The organism is Stenotrophomonas sp. STEN023 (assembly GCF_056760135.1).
This window is the reverse complement of the sequence record NZ_JBRREF010000001.1, coordinates 1-21,226: the sequence shown is the minus strand read 5'-3', so window position 1 is coordinate 21,226 and position 21,226 is coordinate 1. Positions and strand designations below refer to the sequence as shown.

Genomic DNA, 21,226 nt, shown 5'->3' with positions numbered 1-21,226 from the left:
AGGATTGTTGAATGTATCGCCTTGTGTTGATCGCGGCGTCCATGGCTGGGTCAAATGCAGTCTCGGCGGCGGAAGCAGTTCCGCCGCCACTGGCCCCTTCTGACCTCAACCCGATGGTCCGCAACCTGTGCCTGTCACAGGACATGGTTGCGGAACTGGTGAATCAGGCACCTGCTCTGGGCTATCTTGGCGGCGGCGAGCGCTCGCTGAAAACACTGCAGCTTGTACAGCAGTCCGCGGATCAGAATCTGCGCAAGGCTATCGACCAGATGCTGGCTTCCGCCATTGCCGGTGATGGCAAAAGCAGGGAGACGCTTTCGCCAGCCCTTACCGGCTGCCTCGTCGCCGGCGTGCCAATGGCTCCTGAGCGCCGGCAACTAGCGTTGACATGGCTGCGGGATGATTCGGCAGCGGGGAAAAGTACCGCCATCGAGCAGTTGATGACACTGACGCTTTTGAAGGAAGTGGAAGGCGGAGGCAGTGCCGCAGCAGCATATTTTCGGCAGTTGCCAGGCAAGACGCTCGACACCTCGTCACTGGACAGCGTCGGCATTGGGCTTTTCGCCATGCAGGAGATCGCCGCCAACGCCGTCATCAGTGCTGCTGTCCAGTCGTATTACACACGCTCGCCTCGGCAATTGGCCGCCGTCCCTCAGCCTGCCGTGACGTATCGCTTCTGCAACAACAGCGTGACAGCGGCTACTGAACAAGCTCGCGACGTACAACGTGTTGCGACGCTTGCAAATGATCGAGTGCAGCAACTGCCGGAACCCATCTGGAATTGCGATGTAGCGGCGATCAAAGATGAAGTTCGCACTATCCGCTGGGGAGCCGCAATACCCTCCACCAGCACTGCGCCCGAGTGAACGATGCCAAGCAGATGCGATAGGCTCCAGTGATGAGGCAACTCCGAGTCCTTTCCAATCTGCAGGACATCACTGCGCTCACCTGGGATGCCCTGCACGACGGCAGCAACCCCTTCATCAGCCACGCCTTTCTCAGCGGGCTGGAACAGCATGGCTGCCTGCGCCCGGAATGGGGTTGGCAGGCCCAGCACCTGAGCCTGTGGCGCGATGATGAACTCGTCGCCGCCGCACCTGGCTATCTGAAGCACAACTCGCACGGCGAATTCGTATTCGACCACGCCTGGGCCAACGCATATGCGCGCCATGGCTTGGAGTACTTCCCGAAATGGCTGGGCGGCGTGCCCTATTCGCCGGTCACCGGACCACGCCTGCTCGCCCGCAGCGAAGCTGATAGGCAGGCACTGATCCAGGCCATCGTCGGCCATGTGCAGGACAACGACCTGTCGTCGGCGCACATCAACTTCCACCCCGCCAACGAGAGTCCGCTGTTCGGCGCACAGTGGCTGCGCCGTGATGACGTGCAGTTCCAATGGCAGCGCCAGCCAGGCTGGGGGACCTTCGATGACTTCCTGGCCGCGATGGATCACAAGCGCCGCAAGAACATCCGCCAGGAGCGCGCCAAGGTAGCCCGCGCAGGTATCCGCTTCGTCGTGCGCCATGGTGACGAAGCCAGCGCCGACGAACTGCGCGCCATGCATGGTTTCTACCTGCAGACCTTTGCCGAGTACGGCAATGCGCCGGCGCTGACCCTGGCCTTCCTGCGCCACATGGCTGCGCAGCTGCCGCGGCAGCTGGTGGTGTTCCTGGCGATGCAGGATGACGAGCCGATTGCCGGCGCGCTGTGCCTGCGCGGCAGCGACACGCTGTACGGGCGCTACTGGGGTGGCGCCACCCTGCCCGGCCTGCATTTTGAAACCTGCTATTACCAAGGCATCGAGTACTGCCTGCGCGAGGGCCTGCAGCGCTTCGAACCCGGCGCGCAGGGCGAGCACAAGCTGGCGCGCGGCTTTCTGCCCACCCAGGTTCGCAGCCATCATTGGCTGGCGCACCCGCAATTCCGCGAAGCCGCGCGCGATTGGTGCGACCGGGAACGCGAGGATGTCGCTGCCTATGCCGCCGATCTGCTGCGCCATTCGCCTTTCAAGCAGGAAGATTCACCGCAATGAGCAACAAAGGCCCGTTCCTGCTGGATACCCCCAGTGATGCCCCGTTCCCGCCCGCCGAGCTGGCCTTGCGGGACCCCGACGGCTTGCTTGCCGTCGGCGGCGACCTGAGCCCGGTGCGCCTGCTGAACGCTTATTCCGGCGGTATCTTCCCGTGGTTCTCGGAAGGCCAGCCGCTGCTGTGGTGGTCACCTGATCCGCGCATGGTGTTCCGCACCGACCAGGTACATCTGTCCTCGCGTTTCCGCCGCGGGTTGCGCAACAGCGCCTGGAAGGTCCGCGCCGACACCGCGTTCGCCGAGGTCATGCAAGCCTGTGCGTCAGCACCGCGGCCAGGCCAGGATGGCACCTGGATCACTGACCAGATGCATGCGGCCTACGTTGAGCTGCACAAGCTCGGCTACGCACACTCGGTGGAAGTGTTTGAAGGCGAGGCGCTGGTTGGCGGGATCTACGGCGTGACAATCGGCGAGATGTTTTTCGGCGAAAGCATGTTCAGCGCCCGCAGCGGCGGCTCGAAAGTTGCGCTCGCTGCCCTGGCCACCACCTTGGCTCAGTGGGGGTGGCCGCTGATGGATGCCCAGGTGGAGAACCCGCACCTGTTGCGGATGGGCGCTGAGCACCTGCCGCGCGCAGCGTTCCTGGAAACCACGCGCGAACTGGTGCAGCGGCCGGCGGAAGCTGGCAGCTGGACGCGCAGATTCGGCGAGCTGGCGGCCTTCGCACTGGCCTGAATACAGCTACTTAACGCAAACTTTGCATCCCGGCGCGCGACAGCGTAAAATGCCCGCCCTTAGGCCCAATGGCCGTCCGCAGAACCGCACAGGACTACATGTCGAAAGACGACTCCATCGAGTTCGAAGGCACCGTCAGCGAGACGTTGCCGAACACCACTTTCCGTGTTCGCTTGGAAAATGGGCATGAAATCATCGCCCACATCTCCGGCCGCATGCGCAAGAACTACATCCGCATCCTGACCGGCGACCGCGTCAAGGTTGAGATGACGCCGTACGACCTGACCAAGGGTCGTATCACCTACCGCATGAAGTAATGCGGTAAGCAGTGCGTTAGCAAGAAGCCAGCCTGCGCGCTGGCTTTTTCGCGTGGCCGAAGATTTTCAAGTAGTGCCGAGCCATGCTCGGCAGGGGCGTTACCGGCATTGCAGAAGTAACAACGCACCCCTCCCCAACCCTCCCCTACGCCTTCGGCGCAAGGGAGGGCGCAGAGCAAAAACACAGACAAAAACAAAAACCCCCGCATCAGTGGATGCGGGGGTTGTTTGTGCTGAAGCAATACCAGCTTCGCGGCTTACGCCGCTCCTACAAATGCAGGCTTACACCGTTGCCGGCAACAGATGCTCCGGCTCGGACTCGGTGTCGACCACCAGTTCGCCCTCGCGGACGTCGATGCTGACCTTGCCACCATTGACCAGTTTGCCGAACAGCAGTTCGTCGGCCAGCGGGCGCTTGACCTTGTCCTGGATCAGCCTGTGCATCGGACGCGCACCCATGTCCGCGTCGAAACCATGCTGGGCCAGCCATTCGCGCGCCACCGGCGTGGCCGACAACGACACATGCTTGTCCTGCAGCAGCATCTCCAGCTCGATCAGGAACTTGTCCACCACCCGCAGGATGTGGCTGAAACCCAGTGGCTGGAACTGCACCACCGCATCCAAGCGGTTGCGGAACTCCGGGGTGAAGCTCTTGCGGATGACTTCCATCGCATCGGTTGCATGATCCTGTTTCAAGAAGCCGATCGAGCGACGCGCCGCCTGGGTGGCACCGGCATTGGTGGTCATCACCAGGATCACGTTCTTGAAATTGGCTTCGCGGCCGTTGGTGTCGGTGAGCACGCCGCGATCCATGACCTGCAACAGGATGTTGAAGATGTCCGGATGCGCCTTCTCCACCTCGTCGAGCAACAGCACGCAGTGGGGGGTTTTGACGATCTTCTCGGTCAACAAACCGCCCTGGTCGAAGCCGACGTAGCCCGGAGGCGCACCGATCAGGCGACTGATCGAGTGCGGCTCCATGTACTCGGACATGTCAAAACGCACCAGCTCGATGCCCAACTGTAGCGCCAACTGACGGGTCACCTCGGTCTTGCCGACACCGGTGGGGCCGGCAAACAGGAAGTTGCCGATCGGCTTGTCGGGGCTGGCCAGGCCAGAGCGCGACAGTTTGATCGCCGAGGCCAACGACTCAATGCCCTGATCCTGGCCGAAGATCACCATCTTCAGGTTGCGCTCCAGGTGCTGCAGCACATCCTTATCACTGGCGGTGACCTGCTTGGCCGGGATCCGCGCCATCTTCGCAACGATGGTTTCGATCTCCTCGATGTCGATGCGGTCCTTGCGCTGCCCTTCCGGCAGCAGGCGCTGGCGCGCGCCGGCCTCATCGATCACGTCAATGGCCTTGTCCGGCAGCAGCCGATCTGCGATGTGCTTGACCGACAGGTCCACCGCCGCCTGCAAGGCATCGTCAGCGTAGGTCACGCCGTGGTGCGCCTCGTACTTCGGCCGCAGGCCCTTGAGGATCTCGTAGGTCTCGCCAATGGTCGGCTCGACGATATCGATTTTCTGGAAGCGCCGTGCCAGGGCACGATCTTTCTCGAAGATGCCGCGGTATTCCTGGAACGTGGTCGAGCCTATGCAACGCAACTCGCCCGATGCCAGCGCCGGCTTGATCAGGTTGGACGCATCCATGGTGCCGCCCGACGCCGAACCAGCACCGATGATGGTGTGGATCTCGTCGATGAACAGCACCGAGTTGGGAATTTTCTTCAATGCGGTGATCACCCCTTTCAGGCGCTTCTCGAAATCACCACGGTATTTGGTGCCGGCCACCAGCGCGCCCAGATCCAGGGAATAGATCACTGCATCGGCGAGCACATCCGGCACCTCGCCATCGACGATGCGCTTGGCCAGACCTTCGGCGATGGCAGTCTTGCCGACCCCGGCCTCGCCCACGTACAGCGGATTGTTCTTGCGGCGGCGGCACAGAACCTGGATGGTGCGCTCGATCTCATCGCGGCGACCCACCAACGGATCGATCCGCCCTGCCTTGGCCATGTCATTGAGGTTGCTGGCGAACTCGGCCAGCGAATCACCCTTGCCCTCGCCATCGGCACCTTCTGCCCTGCCCTCACCTTCCAGCGGCGAGGACATCTCGGGATCATCACCGGTCTTGCCCACGCCGTGGGACAGATAGTTGACCACGTCCAGCCGGGTCACATCCTGCTGATTGAGGTAGTAGACCGCGTGCGATTCCTTTTCGCCGAAGATCGCCACCAGCACATTGGCGCCGGTGACTTCCTTCTTGCCTGAGGACTGCACGTGGTACACGGCACGCTGCAACACCCGCTGGAAGCCCAGCGTGGGCTGCGTGTCGCGGCCGTCGTCTTCGGCCAGCAGCGACACCGAGGCATTGATCGCCTTGTCGAGCTCGCGGCCCAAGCGCTCCAGATCCGCACCACATGCCTTCAGAACGGCCTGCGCCGATGCGTTCTCCAACAAGGCCAGCAATAGATGTTCAACCGTCATGTACTCATGACGGGCCTCTCGGGCGCGCTTGTAGCACTGACCAATGGTCTGCTCGAGGTCTTTACTGAACATAGGGCACTCCGGTTGCGGTTGGAGACAATATGCGGCCTGGCAACGATTTTTCCAGCACCCTAACTACGATGATGTAGACGCCGTGTCAGCAATGCCCATAAAACCGCTGTACCTGTGAATCCTGCATTCAGTTTTACTGCAGAAAAGCCCTGCGGCACACCGCTCAGAACACAATCGGCGGGACGAATCGTTCTACTTCCAGCGCATTGCATGCAAGCCACCACGCCTGTTTTACCGCAGATCAGGCGTGGGTGGCCAAGTCAGGGAAGTCCGGACAGATGGGCTGGCGCGCAAGCACCCGGGGACCAAGGCTCAGGCCCGCTCCATCGTGCACATCAAGGGATGCTGGTTCATGCGCGAGAACTCATTGACCTGTGCCACCTTGGTCTCGGCAACCTCGCGGGTATACACGCCGCAGATGCCGCGCCCGCGGGTATGGACGTGCAGCATCACCTGGGTGGCCTTGTCCATGTCCATGGAGAAAAAGCTCTGCAGGACCGTCACCACGAAGTCCATCGGGGTGTAGTCGTCATTGAGCAGCATCACCTGGTACTGAGGCGGCGGCGCCACCTCCGGCTTGCCAGGGGCAACCAGCAGGCCATGCTCGCTATCGTGTTGGGTCTTCTGGGACATGCTGCAATTATAGCCGGTCTGCATGGCCAGCCCCTGACCATTGGACGCAGCCCCCCCTGCCCCCGCACAATTTGCAGGCTAACCATCCATTCCATTGGGGAAAAAATGAAGAAGTCTGTACTCAGCATCGCTTTGCTGGCCCTGGCCGCCGCCGCTTCCGGTAGCGCGTTCGCCGGCGAGCCGGACCGCGCCGTCGGTCGCGTGCTGGACACCCTCAAGTACAAGTACGAGGTGGACAGCGACGGCGACTACCAGCTGGTCTTTGAGATGGACGACGACCGTACCCAGCTGGTGTTCGTGCGCTCCACTGTTGAGACCTATGGCAGCCATCACGTCCGTGAGATCTGGTCGCCGGGCTACAAGTCCGAGGGCCCGCAGTTCTCGGCGCTGATCGCCAACCGTCTGCTGGAAGACTCCAACGACTCCAAGCTCGGCGGCTGGGTGAAGCAGGGTGATGTGGCCATGTTCGTGGTCAAGGTGGACGCCGATGCCAGCTCGGAAGTGATCTCCGATGCCATCGACGCGGCTGCCAAGAGCGCCGATGCGATCGAGCTGGAAATGACGTCCAAGGACGAGTACTGAGCGTGAATGCTTTGCAGTCCCAGCGATGGGCGCCACATGTGACCGTGGCCACCGTGGTCTCCCGCGCAGGGCAACTGCTGCTGGTGGAAGAAGAAAAGGCCGGCCGGCGGGTGTTGAACCAGCCGGCTGGCCACCTCGAGCCTGGCGAAAGCCTGCTTGAGGCGGCAGTGCGAGAAACCCGCGAAGAAACCGGCTGGGACGTGCGCCTGACCGGCTTCATCGGCAGCTACCAGTGGACGGCAGGCGATGGCACGCCGTTCCTGCGCTTCGCCTTTGCCGCCGAGCCCGTGCGCCACCACCCCGAGCAGCCGCTCGATGCGGGCATCGTGCAGGCGCTGTGGCTCAGCCCGGTGGCCTTGCAGGCAGACATGGCACGGCTGCGCAGTCCGCTGGTCTGGCATACGGTTTCCGATTGGCTGGCCGGCCAGCGTTACCCGCTGTCGATCCTGCGGCAGGTGGCACCATGAGCACTCCCAAAATCGTGGTCGGCGTTTCCGGCGGCGTTGACTCGTCGGTGGCAGCGCTTGCCCTGGTCCAACAGGGGCTGGATGTCGCTGGCCTGTTCATGCAGAACTGGGCCGACGACGGCAGCGGCCATTGCCGCGCCGAAGATGACCGCCGCGACGCGGTGGCAGTCTGCGGTCGGCTGGACATCCCGTTCCATTTCCGCGACTTCTCCAACGAATACTGGCAGGGCGTGTTCGAGCACTTCCTGGCCGAGTACGCGGCTGGCCGCACCCCCAACCCGGACGTGCTGTGCAACCGCGAGGTCAAGTTCAAGCATTTCCTCGATGCTGCCCGCGAGCTGGGCGCCGAGCGCATCGCCACCGGCCACTACGCCCAGGTGGACCACGCCGGCGGGCGTTGGCGCCTGCTGCGCGGCGCTGACCGCGGCAAGGACCAGAGCTATTTCCTGCACCAGCTGGGCCAGACCCAGCTGGCGGCAACCCTGTTCCCGATCGGCCACATGGAGAAGAGCGCGCTGCGCCGCATCGCCCGCGAGGCCGGCCTGCCAACCCACGCCAAGAAGGACTCCACCGGCATCTGCTTCATCGGCGAGCGTGATTTCCGCGAGTTCCTCGGCCAGTACCTGCCGGCCCGCGAAGGTGAGATCCACGATCCCGAGGGCCAGGTGATCGCCCGCCACCCGGGCGTGTTCTATTTCACCCTGGGCCAGCGCGAAGGCCTGAACATCGGCGGCGTCCGTGGCCGCCCGGCCGCGCCCTGGTTCGTGGTCGGCAAAGATGTGGCACGCAACATCCTCTACGTTGACCAAGGCCACGACAGCCCTTGGCTGCAGTCCAACTGGCTGCGCAGCGAGGCCATGCACTGGATTGCAGGTGCCCCGCCAGCCCGTGCGTTCGAATGCACCGCGCAGACCCGTTACCGCCAGCCAGACGAAGCCTGCACCGTGAAGGTGCGTGATGACGGTACGCTGGACGTGCACTTCGCACGCCCGCAACGCGCCGTCACCCCAGGCCAATCACTGGTCCTGTACGACGGCATGGAATGCCTGGGTGGCGCGGTGATCGCTGCCACCGATGCACCTTTGGAGCGCCGCCTGGCCGGCCCTGTTTCCCTTTGAGAGATGACCATGACTTTTTCCATCGATGACCGCGTACTTGCCTTGGCCGGCATTGCCCAGGCCCTGCAGCAGGTCCGCCGCATCGCAGAAACCGGCCACTCGGAGAGCGCCATCGTGCGCACCGCGATGGACAGTGTGTTGCGGATTGATGCCACCTCGCCGGCTGCCGTCTATGGCAGCGCCACCCAGGTTGAAGCCGGCCTGCGCCTGTTGCGCGACTACTTCCGCAACCAGGGCAAGGATGACCTGTTGCCGCGACTGGCGCTTTCGGTGATGCAGCTGGAGCGCCGTTTCGTGCGTGAAGGTGCCACGATCGACAAAGTCGAAGCCGGTATCCAGCGTGCAGCCGCCATTGCCCAGGAACGCGGCGACAGCTCCCACCCCGATGTGCTCAGCGCGATGGGCGCGCTGTACGCGGAGACCATCAGCCAGCTCAAGCCCAAGATCATGGTGCAAGGCAACCCGCACTACCTCGGCCAGGCGATGGTGGTGTCGGAGATCCGGGCGCTGCTGCTGGCCGCCGTGCGTTCGGCCGTGCTCTGGCGCCAGCTGGGCGGCGCGTACTGGGATTTCCTGTTCTCGCGCAAGGCCATGCTCGAAGCCATCGAGCGCCGCCTGCGCTGAATCATGCCGGCCCGCAGCCAACGCGCTTGCGGGCCGGCACTGCAAAACCTCTCGGGATTCACGTCAGTGGGCTAAAGACACCCCGCCTACTGCCGATACTGCATTCGTGACTCTCCCGAGAACGTCCATGTATTCACGTATTGCAATCCGTTTGGCAGCCCCGTTGGTCCTCACCCTTCTGGTCGTGGTCGCTGCTGCCCTGTCCTGGCCTTCGGCAGCGCTGTGGGCGATCCTGACCACCATGGTGCTGAGCTGGCTGGTATTTGCCTGGTGGAGCGTGCATACGCAAGCCCAGCGCTCGCCTGAACACGCCAAGGTGCTGAAGGAGCAGGACCACCTGCTCAATGAGCTGCGCAGCTTTGTCAGCAACGAGATCGATGGCTCGCGCAGCGAGATCGAACGCGCCCGTGAGCTGATCCGGCAGGCTGTCGGTGGCCTCGGTGGCAGCTTCGACGCGATGAGCCGCAAGTCGCGCCAGCAGAGCCAGGCATTGGCACGCATCGTCGATCGCGCCGGTGACGAAGGCGGCGGCGGTGTCGATGTCGCCCGTTTCGCCCAGAACGCCAGCCACCAGATGGAACAGCTGGTGGAAGCACTGGAGCAGGTCAGCGGCCAGAGCAGCAACACCGTGCAGCACATCGACCAGATGGCGCAGCACCTGGATGGCATCTTTGCGCTGCTTGAAGACGTCAAGTCGATTGCCGACCAGACCAATCTGCTGGCCCTGAATGCAGCCATCGAAGCAGCCCGAGCTGGCGAAGCTGGTCGTGGTTTTGCAGTGGTAGCCGACGAGGTACGCAACCTCTCCGAGCGTTCCACCACGTTCAACGAGCAGATCCGCAAGCTGGCGCACAGCTCCAAGGACGCCATTGCCAAGGTGCGCGAAACCGTCACCCACATGGCATCGCGCGACATGGACCGCTCGCGTGAGGCTCGCCACGAAGCCGCCTCGATGCTGGACAGTGTGGCCGCCATCAATGCCTCGCTCGGCGACGGCATGCGCGAGATCTCCGAATGCGGCCGCGCCATCGACGGCAGTGTCGCCGAAGCGGTGCGCGCCCTGCAGTTCGAGGACATCGCTACCCAGGCGCTGGGTGGCGTGCATACGCACCTCGACCGCCTTGGCGCGATCAACCGTGAAGCGGTTGCCCTGCAGGAACTGCTGCACCGCAATGGTGGCGTGTTCGACGGCGAAATGGTCAATGCACTGCAGCGCACTGGCAGCCGCCTGCGTGAGCTGCGTGTCGAGTGGGAACGCCCGCCGCACAAGCCGGTGTCGCAGCAGAGCATGGGCGCCGGCACGGTGGAGTTGTTCTGAGTTCGTACCGCACCCGCCTTGCATCCGAGCCCCGGCCACTGGTCGGGGCTTTGCTGTGGCTTCGACCGTACTGATACATGCTCCTGCCCCGCGCTACCGCCAACAGCAACGCCGAGCCAGCAACACAGGCAGGTGACGCAATGTCAGATTCCGCTGCCACCAGCAACATCTCACTGCGCAGACGCGAGCAACTCGCACGGCTTGAGCAAGGCGCCGAACAAGAGCTCCTTGAGCTGCGGGCGAAGCGTGATCAAGCGCAGAGCCCGGGTTCCAAAGAAGGCAACGACTGGCTGGCAACCTGCATCGATTGGGATCTTTCGGTTCCTTGAAACGCTAGTCCCTAGCCCGGGTGCGCTTTATTTGCCCGGGCTATGTCTCTGCGCCTGCTGTTCATGGCTGCCGTGCACGCACGCAGGCGTCGGGACAGCTCCAGCTGCAACACGAACCGCGAACTCGCCTTCGAGCTTGTGGCTACGCCCTACGCCGCTCCCTGAGCACCGCCGACCTGGCCAGCTACGCTATTCCGTAGCCCGGGTAAGCGCAGCGCACCCGGGGCCCATGGCGAAGCCCAGGCATGGCCAACACAGTTCGAGCTCCCGGGTGCGCTGCGCTTACCAGGGCTACATCACGTTGCGGGCGACCCAGCAGCGCTGAAAGCTGCACGGAACATCACGTACAAGCCGTGCCTGGCACCACAGCCGTCGATACTCGCGCGCACCAAAAAGCCCGGCTACCTGTTCCGTAGCCGGGCTCCATGTTGTTTCCGGAACTCAGTGCGTCGCGCTGATGCTGTTGCTCGATGCGACCTGCGGCGGCTCCAGCAGTTCAGCCGGGCCACTGCGCAACCACTGCACCATCTCGCGCGGCCGCAAAGGACGCGAGTACAGATAGCCCTGCAGCTCGTCGCAACCCTGCTGCTTCAACATCGCCGCTTCGGCCGGCGTCTCGACGCCTTCAGCCACCACCCGCATGCCCAATGCGTGGCCGAGGTGCACGATGGCCTGAGTGACTTCTGCGGTACCTGCATCGTGGAGCATGCCCTGCACGAAGCTGCGGTCGATCTTCAGCCGCTGCACCGGGAACCGGTTGAGGTAATGCAGGTTGGAGAAGCCTGTACCGAAGTCATCCACTGCCAGCGGAATACCGTGCTCCTCGAAGACATCGAAGCACTGCCGCAACGCATCGGTATCGCGGATCAGGGCGGACTCGGTCAGCTCCAACTCCAGCCGCTGCGCTGGCCAACCGGACTGCTGGCAGATCGCCACAACCCGTTCGGCAAAACCGCGATCACGCAGCTGCAGCGCCGACACATTCACCGCCACACGATCAAACTGCAGGCCCGCCTGTTGCCAGACAACTGCTTGGCGGCAAACCTCCTGCAACACCCAATCACCGATGTGGATGATCTCACCGCACTTCTCGGCGATGGGAATGAATTCGGCCGGACTGCAGGCGCCAACACGCGGACTGTTCCAGCGTAGCAAGGCCTCGATCGACGGGGTTGGATCGCCATTGGCATGCACCAGCGGCTGGTAGACCAGGCTGAACTCGTCGCGTTCGACCGCACCGTGCAAGGCGTGCTCGATCTCGATCCGGCGCTGGGTGCGCGCCAGCGCATCCTGGCTGTAGTACTGGTAGGTATTGCGCCCGGCCTCCTTGGCTGCATGCATCGCCGCATCCGCAGCGCGCAGCAGGCTGTCGAAGTCATTGCGGCCTTCGTCCAGCAGCGCGATGCCAACGCTGGCACCCACCTTCAGGGTCGCATCCTCGCGGTACAGCGGCTCAGCCAACGAGGCAATCAGCTTGCGTGCCACATGGCCTGCGTCTTCGGCCTCCACCAGATTGCGCAGGATGACGATGAACTCGTCGCCGTTGAAACGGGCGAACAGATCAGCATTGCGCAGGTTCTGGTGCAGGCGCGCGGCTGCTGCTTTCAACAGCATGTCACCGGTGGCATGGCCGAAGGTGTCATTGATGGTCTTGAACCCATCCAGATCAATGAACAGCATCGCCAGGATGGCGCCGCGTTCACGGGCCTCGATGATTGCCTCCGAGCCCTGCTCCCGCAGCAACATGCGGTTGGGCAGGCCGGTCAGCAAATCGTAGTGTGCCAGCAGCTCAAGCCGCTCGTCGGCGTCACGTTCGCGGGTGATGTCGCGGAACAGCACCACATAGCGCTCCGGCAGGCCTTCGCGCTGATCCAGCTCGATCAGCACCTGCACCCATACCCGCTGCCCCGAGGGACGGTAGAAACACAGGTCGAGCTGCTCGGGCAGCCCGCCCTCGGCGATGCGCAGCAGCGCGGCCTCGAAACCGTCGCGGGAATCGGGGGTGTAGAGATCCAGCGCCTGGTCAAGCGTGACCGGCGCTTTGCGCAGACCGTGGATGCGGTAGCACTCCTCGGTCCACTGCATGGCGCGGGTATCCACTTCAATCTCGCAACCACCGATGCGGCCGAGCGCCGACACGCGGTTGAGCAGCTCGGTGCGCCAGCGGATCAACGCATCGGTGCGGCGTTGGTTGCTGATGTTCTGCACCTGCCCCAGCACCCGGTGCAAAGCGCCGGCGCCGTCGTAATCAAGCTCCACCCAGATCCGCAGCTGCTGCTGGGTAACCGGGTCCCGGCCCCAGGTCAGGTCAAAGCTGCCGCCAGCGGCATCGTCAAGCAGACGTCGCCAGCTGGCGAAAAGATGCCTGCGCGCATCGTTGCTCAGGTTGCGCAGCCACTGCCGACCGCTGGGCAATGCCGCAGTGCCCCAGCCGATGGCCGCGGAAAACTCGTCGGACCATTGCACGCGGCCGCGTTGCGGCTCCCACACCCAGCTGCCCATGCCGGCAACGCGCTGGGCGCGGCGCAACAGCGCCTGCTGCGAGCGCAGCTCGTCCTCCAGCGATTTCTGTTGCTGGATGTCGGTATAGGTACCCACCATCCGCAGCGGCTGGCCATCGCCCGCGCGGGTGATCACCTGGCCACGATCCAGCACCCAATGCCAGCTGCCGTCAGCCTGTCGCAAGCGAAACTGGCAGGCAAACGGCACCTGCGGATCGTGCAGATGAGCAGCGATCGCCTGCCGCAGCAGCAGCTGGTCTTCGGGATGGACCTCGTCCAACAAGCCCGTACCAGATGGTATGGAAGAGGCCTCATGGGCCTGCGCCGTGCGGGTGATCGTGTCGGCAATGATGTCCCAGTCCCAAAGACTGTGGCCGGCTGATTCCATCGCACTGACCCAACGCGCATTGCGCGACTCGGTATCGTTTGCCACCGAATAGAGATAACCCAGTGGCGCTGCCGCAGGCGATTGCACGGCACTCAACCAGCCCTCAAGCCGTTGCCCGTCACCAGGCAAGGGACAGGCGACCATGCCCTGCTGGGCAAGTTGCTGGCGGGCACCGGCCAGTTGCTGGCAATAACGTGACAGACGTTCGGGCAGGCCCAGCTCCCTGGCCATGCCATTGGCAGCCAAAGGCTGCCCATCCGTATCCAGCAGCACGACGGCTGCATTCAACGGGTGACGAAGCAGGCTAGCTATGACGCCGCGATCCACGCGCTCTATCTCCATGCCCGACAAACCGGGGACTCAATCGATAACGGCACCAAGTCGGCAGAATTGAGCACTTCGTCGCCCGCCATGTGCACAAGCCGCTAAGATGGCGCCGACGCTAGTCCGAAACCCCGCCAATGATGGAAGCCGATCCGGCCCCCGCTGTCTCTTTGCCTGTGCCTGCGCCGCTCACGTCGGGGCGTACCTGCACTTTCTGGCTGCTTGGTTTCGCTGTTTTGCTGGCTGTTTCCATCGTCATCCTGCTGCTGGCCGGCGCAAGCTCCGCCAGCTGGCAGTTAAAAAGTGTGACGATGATCGCACTGATACTTTGCTTGTCGTTGCTGGTGCTTGGCTGGCGACTCAATTCACTACTTCGGGCGACGCGAGCAAATAACCGTTTGCCGACAGAATTCGTGCAACTGGCAGCTCTGTTGCCAGATGGCGTGTTGATCGCCGACGGCGATGCCGCCATCTATGCCAACCCTGCCGCCAGCAGCATCCTGGGCATCGCTGTAGGCCACACCGACAGCGCTACGCAATTGTTGGCCAGTTTGGAGGCGCATATGCCGCGCTCGCAGAACGGTGAACTGCCGGTGCAGTTGTGCCGCATCGGCGGCGAACCGTTCCATGCGGTGATGATCACCCAGCAACTGCGCCATGCCGGCCGTGACTGCCAGTTGTTCGTCATCCGTGACCTGAGCGAACTGGAACACGGCCGCGCCGCCCTGGCTGCCAGCAATAGCGAGCTGCAGGCCATGGCCGGTCGCCTGTTTTCCCTGCAGGAAGACGAGCGCAGGTCAATCTCGCGCGACCTGCACGACGATATCGGCCAGGCGATTACCGCGATGAAGCTGGCAGCCTGTGCCGCCCGCGATGAAGAAGACACACCGCGGCGGCAGGACGATATCGACCAGATCATCGAATTGGCCGATACCACGGTGATCAAACTGCGTAATCTTTCGATGCTGCTGCGCCCGCCGCAACTGGATGCGTTGGGGCTGGAGGCCGCCCTGCGCTGGCAAGCCGGGCTGCTGTTCCGCTCCACCGACGTGGAGCTGCTGCTGGACGTCGATGCGCTGCCGCGCCGGCCCAGCAACGAGGTGGAGCAGGCCTGCTTCCGCATTGCCCAGGAAAGCCTGACCAACGCGCTGCGCCACGCCTGCGCCAGCCAGGTTTCGCTGTCGCTACGCGACAGCAACGAAGGCAAGCTGCACCTGCAGGTCATCGATGACGGCGAAGGCTTTGATCCCGCCGGTCCGCGCGGGCTTGGCATGATCGTGATGCGTGAACGTGCGCAGAGTGCCGGCGGCAGCCTGCATATTGAAACCGCGCCGGGTGCAGGCACCCGGATCGACCTGCGGCTGCCCTACGCGGCAGCCGCACAGTGACACCTCAAGGACACCGCCCGATGTGGAATGCCAGCCCCTCTTCTTCCGGTGACCGCGTCGATGCGCGCCCTGCGCGGCTTGGAGCCGGCAATCCGGAACTGGCAGTGCTGGTGGAGGCCGCCAACCGCAGCGGCACCTCCTTGATGCTGCTGCATCTGGACATTGATCACTTTGCCTCGGTCAATGAAAACATGAGCGCCGAAGTCGGCGACCAGGCCTTGGTGCTGATCGCCGACCGCCTGCGTACGTTCATCGGTGACCGCGGGCGGCTGTGGCGGCACGGCAGTGACGAGTTCCTGATCGCGGTGCCGCGCACCAGCCAGACACCGACTCCGGAAGATTTCGCCGAACAGATCCGCCAGCAGATCGAACTGCCGCTATCGGTGCTGCCGTATACGCTGTTCCTGACCGCCAAGATCGGCGTCGGTCTGTGCCCGGAACACTCCAACACAGCCACTGGCGTGCTGGATCTGGCCGAGGATGCCCTGCATCAGGCCGGCCGCGAAGGCGGCAACGCGGTTCATGTACATGTGCTGCACAAGCCCAGCAGTGCCCACAGCGAGAGCATCATCTCGCGCCAACTGGTGGATGCCATCGACAATGGCGAATTGCGCCTGCGTTACCAGCCGCTGGTAAGCGCCCGCGACGGCCATGTCATGGGCATGGAAGCGCTGCTGCGCTGGCAATCGCCAACGCTGGGCATGCTGGTGCCGGAGCGCTTCATGCGCACTGCCGAGCGGCTCGGCATCATCGTGCAGATCGGCGCCTGGGTTCTGGAAATGACCCTGCGCCAGGCCAAGACCTGGCGCGACCAGGGCTTCGAAGATTTCAATGTGGCGGTCAATGTCTCGACCCTGCAGTTGCTGCGCCCGAACTTCTTCACCGAAGTCATGGCGATGCTGCAGTCGATTGGCGTGCCGGCACGCATGCTGACCCTGGAGATCAACGAGAGCGCGCTGACCAACAACGTCAACTTCGTCCACGAAACCCTGGCCAACCTGCGCAACGAAGGCATCAGCCTGTGCCTGGATAATTTCGGCACTGGCGACTCCAGTCTCAGCGCGCTGGTCCGCTACCCGGTGGACAAGCTCAAGATCGACCGCAGCTTCATCAAGAGCGCGCCCGCGGCCAATCGAGAAGCGGCGATCAGCCGCGCCATCATCGCCATGGGCCACCAGCTGGGCATGACGGTGATCGCCAATGGCGTTGAGTCGCAGGCCCAGCTCGGCTTCCTGCGTCGCAACGACTGCGATGTGTTCCAGGGCTATCTGTTCGGCGAGCCGATGTCGGCCGATGCGGCCGGCATGACCTTGCGCCGTCGCTACCTGCGGCCGGAAGCGTTTGCTGAAACCCGGCCCGATCGCACCCTGCTGCTGCTGGACGACGAGGAAAACGTGCTGCGCTCGCTGGTTCGTCTGTTCCGACGCGACGGTTACCGGATTCTTGCCGCTGGCAATGTTCGCGATGCCTTCGACCTGCTGGCAATCAACGACGTGCAGGTGATCCTGTCCGATCAGCGCATGAGTGACATGAGTGGCACCGAATTCCTGGGCCGGGTGAAGATGCTGTACCCGGATACGATCCGGCTGGTGCTGTCCGGCTATACCGATCTCAATACCGTCACCGACGCAATCAACCGCGGCGCGATCTATCGCTTCCTGACCAAGCCATGGAACGACGACGATCTGCGCGAGCATATACGCCAGGCGTTCCGCACCCATGATGAGAAGCAGGGCGTCGGGGCCTCGTAGGAGTCCGGGGGCTGTTGATCTTTTGTAGGAGCGGCGTAAGCCGCGAAGCCACTGATGTACAGATGGGCATGCATCCAGTGCAATTACCCATGCCTCCCAGCAAAAGCCAAAGCGATTGCGTGATTGCAGATTCCGCGAGGACTGACGCGACGTCAGCTTCGCGGCTTACGCCGCTCCTACAGATCCAGACAATCGCCCGTATCTGAGCAGCAACCACAATCAATCCTGCGATTGCGAGTGCCGCGAGAACTGATGCGACCTCAGCTTCGCGGCTTACGCCGCTCCCACAATCCAGGATTTCTGCGGCCGATTATTTTGGCTGGCGGATCGGCAGCACGATGCGGAAGCAGGAGCCCTCGCCTACGGTGCTGTTCAGGTCGATGCGGCCGTGGTGTTTGTTGATGATGCCGTAGGAGATCGACAACCCAAGTCCGGTGCCACTGCCGACCGGTTTGGTGGTGAAGAACGGGTCGAAGATGCGCTGCCGCAGCTCCGGGGAAATACCCGCGCCGTCATCCTTGAACTCGACCCACACCTCATCACCGCTGACACCGGTACTGACCGCGATGTTGCCGCGATCGGCAATGGCGTGACCGGCATTGAGCAGCAGGTTCATATAGACCTGGTTGAGCTCCGAAGGCAGGCACTCGATCATCGGCAGCTCGCCATACCGGCGTTCCAGCGTGACCTTGTACTTGAGCTCGTTCCAGATGATGTTGATGGTCGATTCCAGGCCTGCATGCAGGTCGACCAGCTTCCACGACTCGTCGCGGCCGGAATACGAGAAGTCCTTCAGGTCGCGCACGATGCGGGTCACCCGCTCGATGCCCTCGCGCGACTCGGCCATCAACTGCGGCAGGTCGCGGCTGATGAAGTCGATGTCCAGACGGTCGCGGATATCGTCGATCTCGGGAATCAGCGCCTTCGGGTCTGGCGCGCGCAAGGCCCGCTCGTAGGCCTCGATCACCGTGAACAGGCTGCGCAGGTACTCCTGCAGGCTGCCCAGGTTCGAGTGCACATAGCCGATGGGGTTGTTGATCTCGTGCGCGACACCGGCGGCAAGCTGGCCGATGGAGGCCATCTTTTCCGATTGCAGCAGTTTTTCCTGGGTGCCATTCAAGCGCAGGTAGGCCTGGCGCAGCTCGGCGTGGCGCTGCTGCAGCTCCCGCTCGTAGTCCTCCGGGCCATCCACGTGCTGGAACAAGGCCAGGAATGCGTCACCGCCAGCATCATTGTGATGGTGCAGGTGCAGGGTGATCACCCGCTCGCCGATCGGCAGGCTGCCGACCCATGTGCCCGATTCGCGGGCTTGCGGCAAGGCGAACGGTGGCAGCAAGGCCTCGAGCTGACGCCCAAGATCGGCACTGCTGGCGACATCCGCGCCAAACAGCTCCCGCACCAGGGCATTGGCGACGCTTACTTCGAATTTACCGTTGAATAGCAGCATGCCGTGCTGGACCCGTTCACCCAGCGCCCGCAAGGTGGCGGCGGATGGCGTGGGCATGAGAATGGAACTGTCGATCTGGGTCACGGCGGCCGGTACAACGAGGGAACGGACCGCCACTATAGCCGGATGTGTGTATCCGTTCGCGGCAGTAGCGCCGCGTTTTCACGGATCAGGCGACGGCCAGGGGCCGCCGCGAATGGACGGTCTGCGCCTGTCCCTTGGCATCGTAAGAAGGTGCAGCTTCGCTGCGACCGAGCTGGCGCAAGGCCCAATTGACCTCGCGCCGGCGGCGCGCCAGCAGTACGCCATTGGCGTGGTTGCGTTCGGCCAGTTCCTTCAGACGTTCGGCCTCGTGCAGCGGCGGCTGCCGCTCCAGCTCACGCAGGGCTTCCAGCTTGTTGCCGGTGGCAGCCACCAGGGCCGGCACGTCGTGCTCAGCCAAGGCGCGCTGTTCGCGGTCAAGCGCTTCGCTCAGACGCTGCAACGGGTCGCCCATGGAGAGGTTCATCCCTGCAGCTGCTGGTCCAGGCCCAGCATGCGCGATGCAATCGCGTCCGGGTTGATCTTGTAGCTGCCGTTCTCCAGCGACTCGCGCACTGCCTGCACGCGCGCCTGGTCGATGGCCGGAGCAGCGCTCAGCTCACGCTGCACGGCCTGCAGCTGGGTCGCTTCGCCGGTCAGGCGCACGCTGTCGGCTGCCTCCACCGGCTTGGGCTTGGCGTCGCCTGCGGCGGCCACCTTGGTGTTGATGGCCACACTGCGCAACTGCGCTGCGACTGCAATACCACCGTCGATTTTCTGGCTCATGTGATGGAGTCCTGATTCGGTTCAAAAACGATAACGGCAGCGCCGGACAGTTCTTTAGTAATTTATCGGCTGACCAGCACGTCGCCACCGGGTGTGGCGATACCCTGCATCACCCGGCGTGAAGACAGGTTCTCGACCGACACCCGCTCCCCTTCTCCGGCGTCGCCCAGGGCCTTGCCCGCCATACGCACTTCGACCCCGCCGCGGCGGGACACCAGGGCGACATTATCGCCGCGGCGGACGGTGCGGGGCGCTACCAGATCGGTCGCCGACAGCAGGCTACCGGCACTCAATGCACGCCGTGCCACCCGGCCCACGGCCGCCTCCGGCTTCAACAGCACGGCGCCGGCCAAGCGCGCCGTGTCGCGCTTGACGCTGCTTATATCGGCCGCTGCCAGTGTTTCTCCAGCCGCCACGCCCCGGGCCAACACCAGTACCTGCTGCTCACGGCGCACTTTGACCGGCACGAACAAGCGCCAACCGCCCGCCTGCGGACAGGCGACCTCCACCGTGGTGTTGGCGGTGACCTTGGCCTGCAGGGGCTGCGCGCATGCCGGCAGGCGCAGGTTGGCATCGAGATTGGCTTCACCGCTCTCCCCTGCCCCCAGCGTGGCCAGGGCCGCGGCACGGATCGACTCCACCGGCTGGAAGGCGGTGGCCCAGGCCAGTGATGGCAACAGCAGACAAATAGTAAGGAGTAAGCGCATCAGCGGCGGCCATCCGGGTCAGGAATAGTTCGATGGATGTCGCTGCAAGCGCCGTGCCAATTGCCGGACCGGCAAGTACTCAAGTTGTCGGCACCTGCCGCCGATACAGCATTCATGTCACAAGACCTGCTCAACCGAATTGACCAGCGTACCCGGCTGGCCGGCCATAACCGCCTTGCCCTGCTGCTGTTCCGCCTTGGCGGCCGTCAGCTTTTTGGCGTGAATGTATTCAAGGTGCAGGAAGTGCTGCGCCGCCCGGCGCTGTTCCAGGTGCCCGGCCTGCCGACCCAGTTTGCCGGCGTGGCCGATGTGCGGGGCCGCTCGGTTCCGGTGCTGGACCTTGGCCTGGCCATCGGCCATCCCGAACGCGAGCCTGAAGCCGACACTTCGCCAGGCTATCTGGTGGTGACCGAGTTCAACCGTTCGGTACAGGGCTTCCTGGTCAGCGGGGTCGAGCGCATCGTCAACATCGCGGTGGAAGATATCCATCCACCGCCGGAATTGGGCGCCGAATCGACGTATTTGACCGCAGTTACCCGCTTTCAGGGCGAGTTGATCCAGGTCATCGACGTCGAGAGCGTACTTGCCGATATTGCCCAGGTGCGCAGCGAGGCCGTGCTTGACCCATCGATGGCCCTGCCGGCCGATGCGCCGCCGATGCAGGTGCTGGTGGTCGATGACTCCCGCGTGGCCCGCCAACAGATCCGCAGCGTGCTGGACCAGCTGGGGGTCAGTGCCACCCTGCTCTCCGACGGCAAGCAGGCCCTGGAGCATCTGCTGCAGATCCATGCCTCCGGCGAAAACCCTGCCGATCGCTATGCGATGGTGATCTCCGACATCGAGATGCCGGCAATGGACGGCTACACCCTGACGACGGAAATCCGCCGCCACCCGGGCCTGGCCGGTCTTTTCGTGCTGCTGCACACGTCCCTGTCGGGCGTATTCAACAACGCCATGGTCGAGCGCGTCGGCGCCAATGCCTTCGTTGCCAAGTACAGCCCGCATGAGCTGGCGGATTTCGTTCTGCAGCGGCTGCGGCATGTGGCTCAGACCCAGTACGCGTATAGCTGAGCCAGCTCTCCGGCAGTGGGGGGGGGGGGGGGGGGGGGGGGGGGGGGGGGGGCGGCCCACCCCCCGCACACCCCGTCCCCGCACGAAGCCCAGCCCACCACCGCGAACCCCCGGGCGCGGGGGGGGGAG

At 63.7% G+C, this 21,226-nt stretch carries 20 protein-coding genes and 1 pseudogene; 13 read left to right on the top strand and 8 right to left on the bottom strand.

Going from position 1 to position 21,226, the window contains the following annotated elements; all coding sequences use genetic code 11:
* Nucleotides 1-11 precede the first annotated feature (11 nt).
* The 4 genes from ACVOLV_RS00105 (at nt 12) to infA (ending at nt 3,080) form a co-directional block, all read left to right on the top strand.
* Nucleotides 12-866 carry a hypothetical protein gene (locus ACVOLV_RS00105; protein ID WP_481552598.1) on the top strand — a complete coding sequence of 285 codons (855 nt, stop codon included), beginning with the start codon at nt 12-14 and terminating at the stop codon, nt 864-866.
* A gap of 32 nt (nt 867-898) precedes the next feature.
* The gene (locus ACVOLV_RS00100) at nt 899-2,032 is read left to right on the top strand and encodes a GNAT family N-acetyltransferase (RefSeq protein ID WP_481552597.1); all 1,134 of its coding nucleotides are present in this window, start codon (nt 899-901) and stop codon (nt 2,030-2,032) included.
* Nucleotides 2,029-2,763, top strand: coding sequence for a leucyl/phenylalanyl-tRNA--protein transferase (aat, locus tag ACVOLV_RS00095; RefSeq protein ID WP_481552596.1), 735 nt, complete (start codon nt 2,029-2,031; stop codon nt 2,761-2,763). Before ACVOLV_RS00100 ends, aat begins: the two co-directional genes overlap by 4 nt.
* A 98-nt stretch (nt 2,764-2,861) precedes the next feature.
* Nucleotides 2,862-3,080: a translation initiation factor IF-1 gene (infA, locus tag ACVOLV_RS00090; protein WP_005409596.1), complete on the top strand. Its 219-nt coding sequence runs from the start codon at nt 2,862-2,864 to the stop codon at nt 3,078-3,080.
* 282 nt (nt 3,081-3,362) lie between these two features.
* Here infA and clpA read toward each other — a convergent pair whose 3' ends face one another.
* Complete coding sequence (clpA, locus tag ACVOLV_RS00085) at nt 3,363-5,642, bottom strand: ATP-dependent Clp protease ATP-binding subunit ClpA (protein WP_481552595.1); 2,280 nt, start codon at nt 5,640-5,642, stop codon at nt 3,363-3,365.
* A 312-nt stretch (nt 5,643-5,954) separates the two neighbouring features.
* Complete coding sequence (gene clpS, locus ACVOLV_RS00080) at nt 5,955-6,275, bottom strand: ATP-dependent Clp protease adapter ClpS (RefSeq protein WP_282272346.1); 321 nt, start codon at nt 6,273-6,275, stop codon at nt 5,955-5,957.
* Between the two features lie 105 nt (nt 6,276-6,380).
* Here clpS and ACVOLV_RS00075 point away from each other — a divergent pair, with 105 nt between their 5' ends.
* The 6 genes from ACVOLV_RS00075 (at nt 6,381) to ACVOLV_RS00050 (ending at nt 10,713) form a co-directional block, all read left to right on the top strand.
* Entirely contained in the window at nt 6,381-6,857 is a 477-nt protein-coding gene (locus ACVOLV_RS00075; RefSeq protein ID WP_481552594.1) for a hypothetical protein, read from the top strand.
* Nucleotides 6,858-6,859: 2 nt separating this feature from the next.
* Complete coding sequence (locus ACVOLV_RS00070) at nt 6,860-7,324, top strand: NUDIX hydrolase (RefSeq protein WP_481552593.1); 465 nt, start codon at nt 6,860-6,862, stop codon at nt 7,322-7,324.
* Complete coding sequence (gene mnmA / locus ACVOLV_RS00065) at nt 7,321-8,442, top strand: tRNA 2-thiouridine(34) synthase MnmA (protein WP_481552592.1); 1,122 nt, start codon at nt 7,321-7,323, stop codon at nt 8,440-8,442. The genes ACVOLV_RS00070 and mnmA overlap by 4 nt, the downstream gene beginning before the upstream one ends.
* A 9-nt stretch (nt 8,443-8,451) precedes the next feature.
* Nucleotides 8,452-9,066 carry a high frequency lysogenization protein HflD gene (gene hflD / locus ACVOLV_RS00060; protein ID WP_481552591.1) on the top strand — a complete coding sequence of 205 codons (615 nt, stop codon included), beginning with the start codon at nt 8,452-8,454 and terminating at the stop codon, nt 9,064-9,066.
* Nucleotides 9,067-9,193: 127 nt separating this feature from the next.
* Nucleotides 9,194-10,384, top strand: coding sequence for a methyl-accepting chemotaxis protein (locus ACVOLV_RS00055; RefSeq protein WP_481552590.1), 1,191 nt, complete (start codon nt 9,194-9,196; stop codon nt 10,382-10,384).
* A gap of 140 nt (nt 10,385-10,524) precedes the next feature.
* Nucleotides 10,525-10,713, top strand: a complete 189-nt coding sequence (locus ACVOLV_RS00050) for a hypothetical protein (RefSeq protein WP_481552589.1) — start codon at nt 10,525-10,527, stop codon at nt 10,711-10,713.
* A 441-nt stretch (nt 10,714-11,154) separates the two neighbouring features.
* Here the strand turns inward: ACVOLV_RS00050 and ACVOLV_RS00045 are convergent, their stop codons facing one another.
* Both ACVOLV_RS00045 and ACVOLV_RS00040 read right to left on the bottom strand, forming a co-directional pair.
* Nucleotides 11,155-13,929, bottom strand: coding sequence for a bifunctional diguanylate cyclase/phosphodiesterase (locus ACVOLV_RS00045; protein WP_481552682.1), 2,775 nt, complete (start codon nt 13,927-13,929; stop codon nt 11,155-11,157).
* Nucleotides 13,930-14,044: 115 nt separating this feature from the next.
* The gene (locus tag ACVOLV_RS00040) at nt 14,045-14,290 is read right to left on the bottom strand and encodes a hypothetical protein (RefSeq protein ID WP_481552588.1); all 246 of its coding nucleotides are present in this window, start codon (nt 14,288-14,290) and stop codon (nt 14,045-14,047) included.
* A 43-nt stretch (nt 14,291-14,333) separates the two neighbouring features.
* On the opposite strand from ACVOLV_RS00040, the pseudogene ACVOLV_RS00035 reads away from it, so the two are divergent.
* Together ACVOLV_RS00035 and ACVOLV_RS00030 are read left to right on the top strand one after the other, a co-directional pair.
* Nucleotides 14,334-15,314 (top strand): annotated as a pseudogene (locus ACVOLV_RS00035) (sensor histidine kinase); the annotation flags it as partial.
* 20 nt (nt 15,315-15,334) lie between these two features.
* Nucleotides 15,335-17,065: an EAL domain-containing protein gene (locus ACVOLV_RS00030; protein WP_481552587.1), complete on the top strand. Its 1,731-nt coding sequence runs from the start codon at nt 15,335-15,337 to the stop codon at nt 17,063-17,065.
* Nucleotides 17,066-17,375: 310 nt separating this feature from the next.
* Here the strand turns inward: ACVOLV_RS00030 and ACVOLV_RS00025 are convergent, their stop codons facing one another.
* The 4 genes from ACVOLV_RS00025 to flgA all read right to left on the bottom strand — a co-directional run bounded on the left by ACVOLV_RS00025 (nt 17,376) and on the right by flgA (nt 20,026).
* Nucleotides 17,376-18,569: an ATP-binding protein gene (locus tag ACVOLV_RS00025; protein ID WP_481552586.1), complete on the bottom strand. Its 1,194-nt coding sequence runs from the start codon at nt 18,567-18,569 to the stop codon at nt 17,376-17,378.
* Between the two features lie 112 nt (nt 18,570-18,681).
* Nucleotides 18,682-19,020, bottom strand: coding sequence for a flagellar protein FlgN (locus tag ACVOLV_RS00020; protein ID WP_303746383.1), 339 nt, complete (start codon nt 19,018-19,020; stop codon nt 18,682-18,684).
* Nucleotides 19,017-19,319: a flagellar biosynthesis anti-sigma factor FlgM gene (flgM, locus tag ACVOLV_RS00015; protein ID WP_303746382.1), complete on the bottom strand. Its 303-nt coding sequence runs from the start codon at nt 19,317-19,319 to the stop codon at nt 19,017-19,019. Before flgM ends, ACVOLV_RS00020 begins: the two co-directional genes overlap by 4 nt.
* Before the next feature lie 62 nt (nt 19,320-19,381).
* Entirely contained in the window at nt 19,382-20,026 is a 645-nt protein-coding gene (gene flgA, locus ACVOLV_RS00010; RefSeq protein WP_481552585.1) for a flagellar basal body P-ring formation chaperone FlgA, read from the bottom strand.
* Between the two features lie 114 nt (nt 20,027-20,140).
* Between flgA and ACVOLV_RS00005 the strand changes: the two genes are divergently transcribed.
* Nucleotides 20,141-21,097, top strand: a complete 957-nt coding sequence (locus ACVOLV_RS00005; RefSeq protein ID WP_481552681.1) for a chemotaxis protein — start codon at nt 20,141-20,143, stop codon at nt 21,095-21,097.
* Nucleotides 21,098-21,226: the final 129 nt, after the last annotated feature.

Excerpts from the sequence above, each read along its gene's own strand:
- infA (WP_005409596.1), top strand. The coding sequence starts at position 2,862 with ATGTCGAAAGACGACTCCATCGAGTTCGAAGGCACCGTCAGCGAGACG.
- ACVOLV_RS00075 (WP_481552594.1), top strand. The coding sequence starts at position 6,381 with ATGAAGAAGTCTGTACTCAGCATCGCTTTGCTGGCCCTGGCCGCCGCC.
- ACVOLV_RS00100 (WP_481552597.1), top strand. The coding sequence starts at position 899 with ATGAGGCAACTCCGAGTCCTTTCCAATCTGCAGGACATCACTGCGCTC.
- ACVOLV_RS00005 (WP_481552681.1), top strand. The coding sequence starts at position 20,141 with ATGTCACAAGACCTGCTCAACCGAATTGACCAGCGTACCCGGCTGGCC.
- clpA (WP_481552595.1), bottom strand. The coding sequence starts at position 5,642 with ATGTTCAGTAAAGACCTCGAGCAGACCATTGGTCAGTGCTACAAGCGC.
- flgM (WP_303746382.1), bottom strand. The coding sequence starts at position 19,319 with ATGAGCCAGAAAATCGACGGTGGTATTGCAGTCGCAGCGCAGTTGCGC.
- mnmA (WP_481552592.1), top strand. The coding sequence starts at position 7,321 with ATGAGCACTCCCAAAATCGTGGTCGGCGTTTCCGGCGGCGTTGACTCG.
- flgA (WP_481552585.1), bottom strand. The coding sequence starts at position 20,026 with ATGCGCTTACTCCTTACTATTTGTCTGCTGTTGCCATCACTGGCCTGG.
- ACVOLV_RS00025 (WP_481552586.1), bottom strand. The coding sequence starts at position 18,569 with ATGCCCACGCCATCCGCCGCCACCTTGCGGGCGCTGGGTGAACGGGTC.
- aat (WP_481552596.1), top strand. The coding sequence starts at position 2,029 with ATGAGCAACAAAGGCCCGTTCCTGCTGGATACCCCCAGTGATGCCCCG.
- clpS (WP_282272346.1), bottom strand. The coding sequence starts at position 6,275 with ATGTCCCAGAAGACCCAACACGATAGCGAGCATGGCCTGCTGGTTGCC.
- ACVOLV_RS00020 (WP_303746383.1), bottom strand. The coding sequence starts at position 19,020 with ATGAACCTCTCCATGGGCGACCCGTTGCAGCGTCTGAGCGAAGCGCTT.
- ACVOLV_RS00105 (WP_481552598.1), top strand. The coding sequence starts at position 12 with ATGTATCGCCTTGTGTTGATCGCGGCGTCCATGGCTGGGTCAAATGCA.
- ACVOLV_RS00050 (WP_481552589.1), top strand. The coding sequence starts at position 10,525 with ATGTCAGATTCCGCTGCCACCAGCAACATCTCACTGCGCAGACGCGAG.
- hflD (WP_481552591.1), top strand. The coding sequence starts at position 8,452 with ATGACTTTTTCCATCGATGACCGCGTACTTGCCTTGGCCGGCATTGCC.
- ACVOLV_RS00055 (WP_481552590.1), top strand. The coding sequence starts at position 9,194 with ATGTATTCACGTATTGCAATCCGTTTGGCAGCCCCGTTGGTCCTCACC.
- ACVOLV_RS00030 (WP_481552587.1), top strand. The coding sequence starts at position 15,335 with ATGTGGAATGCCAGCCCCTCTTCTTCCGGTGACCGCGTCGATGCGCGC.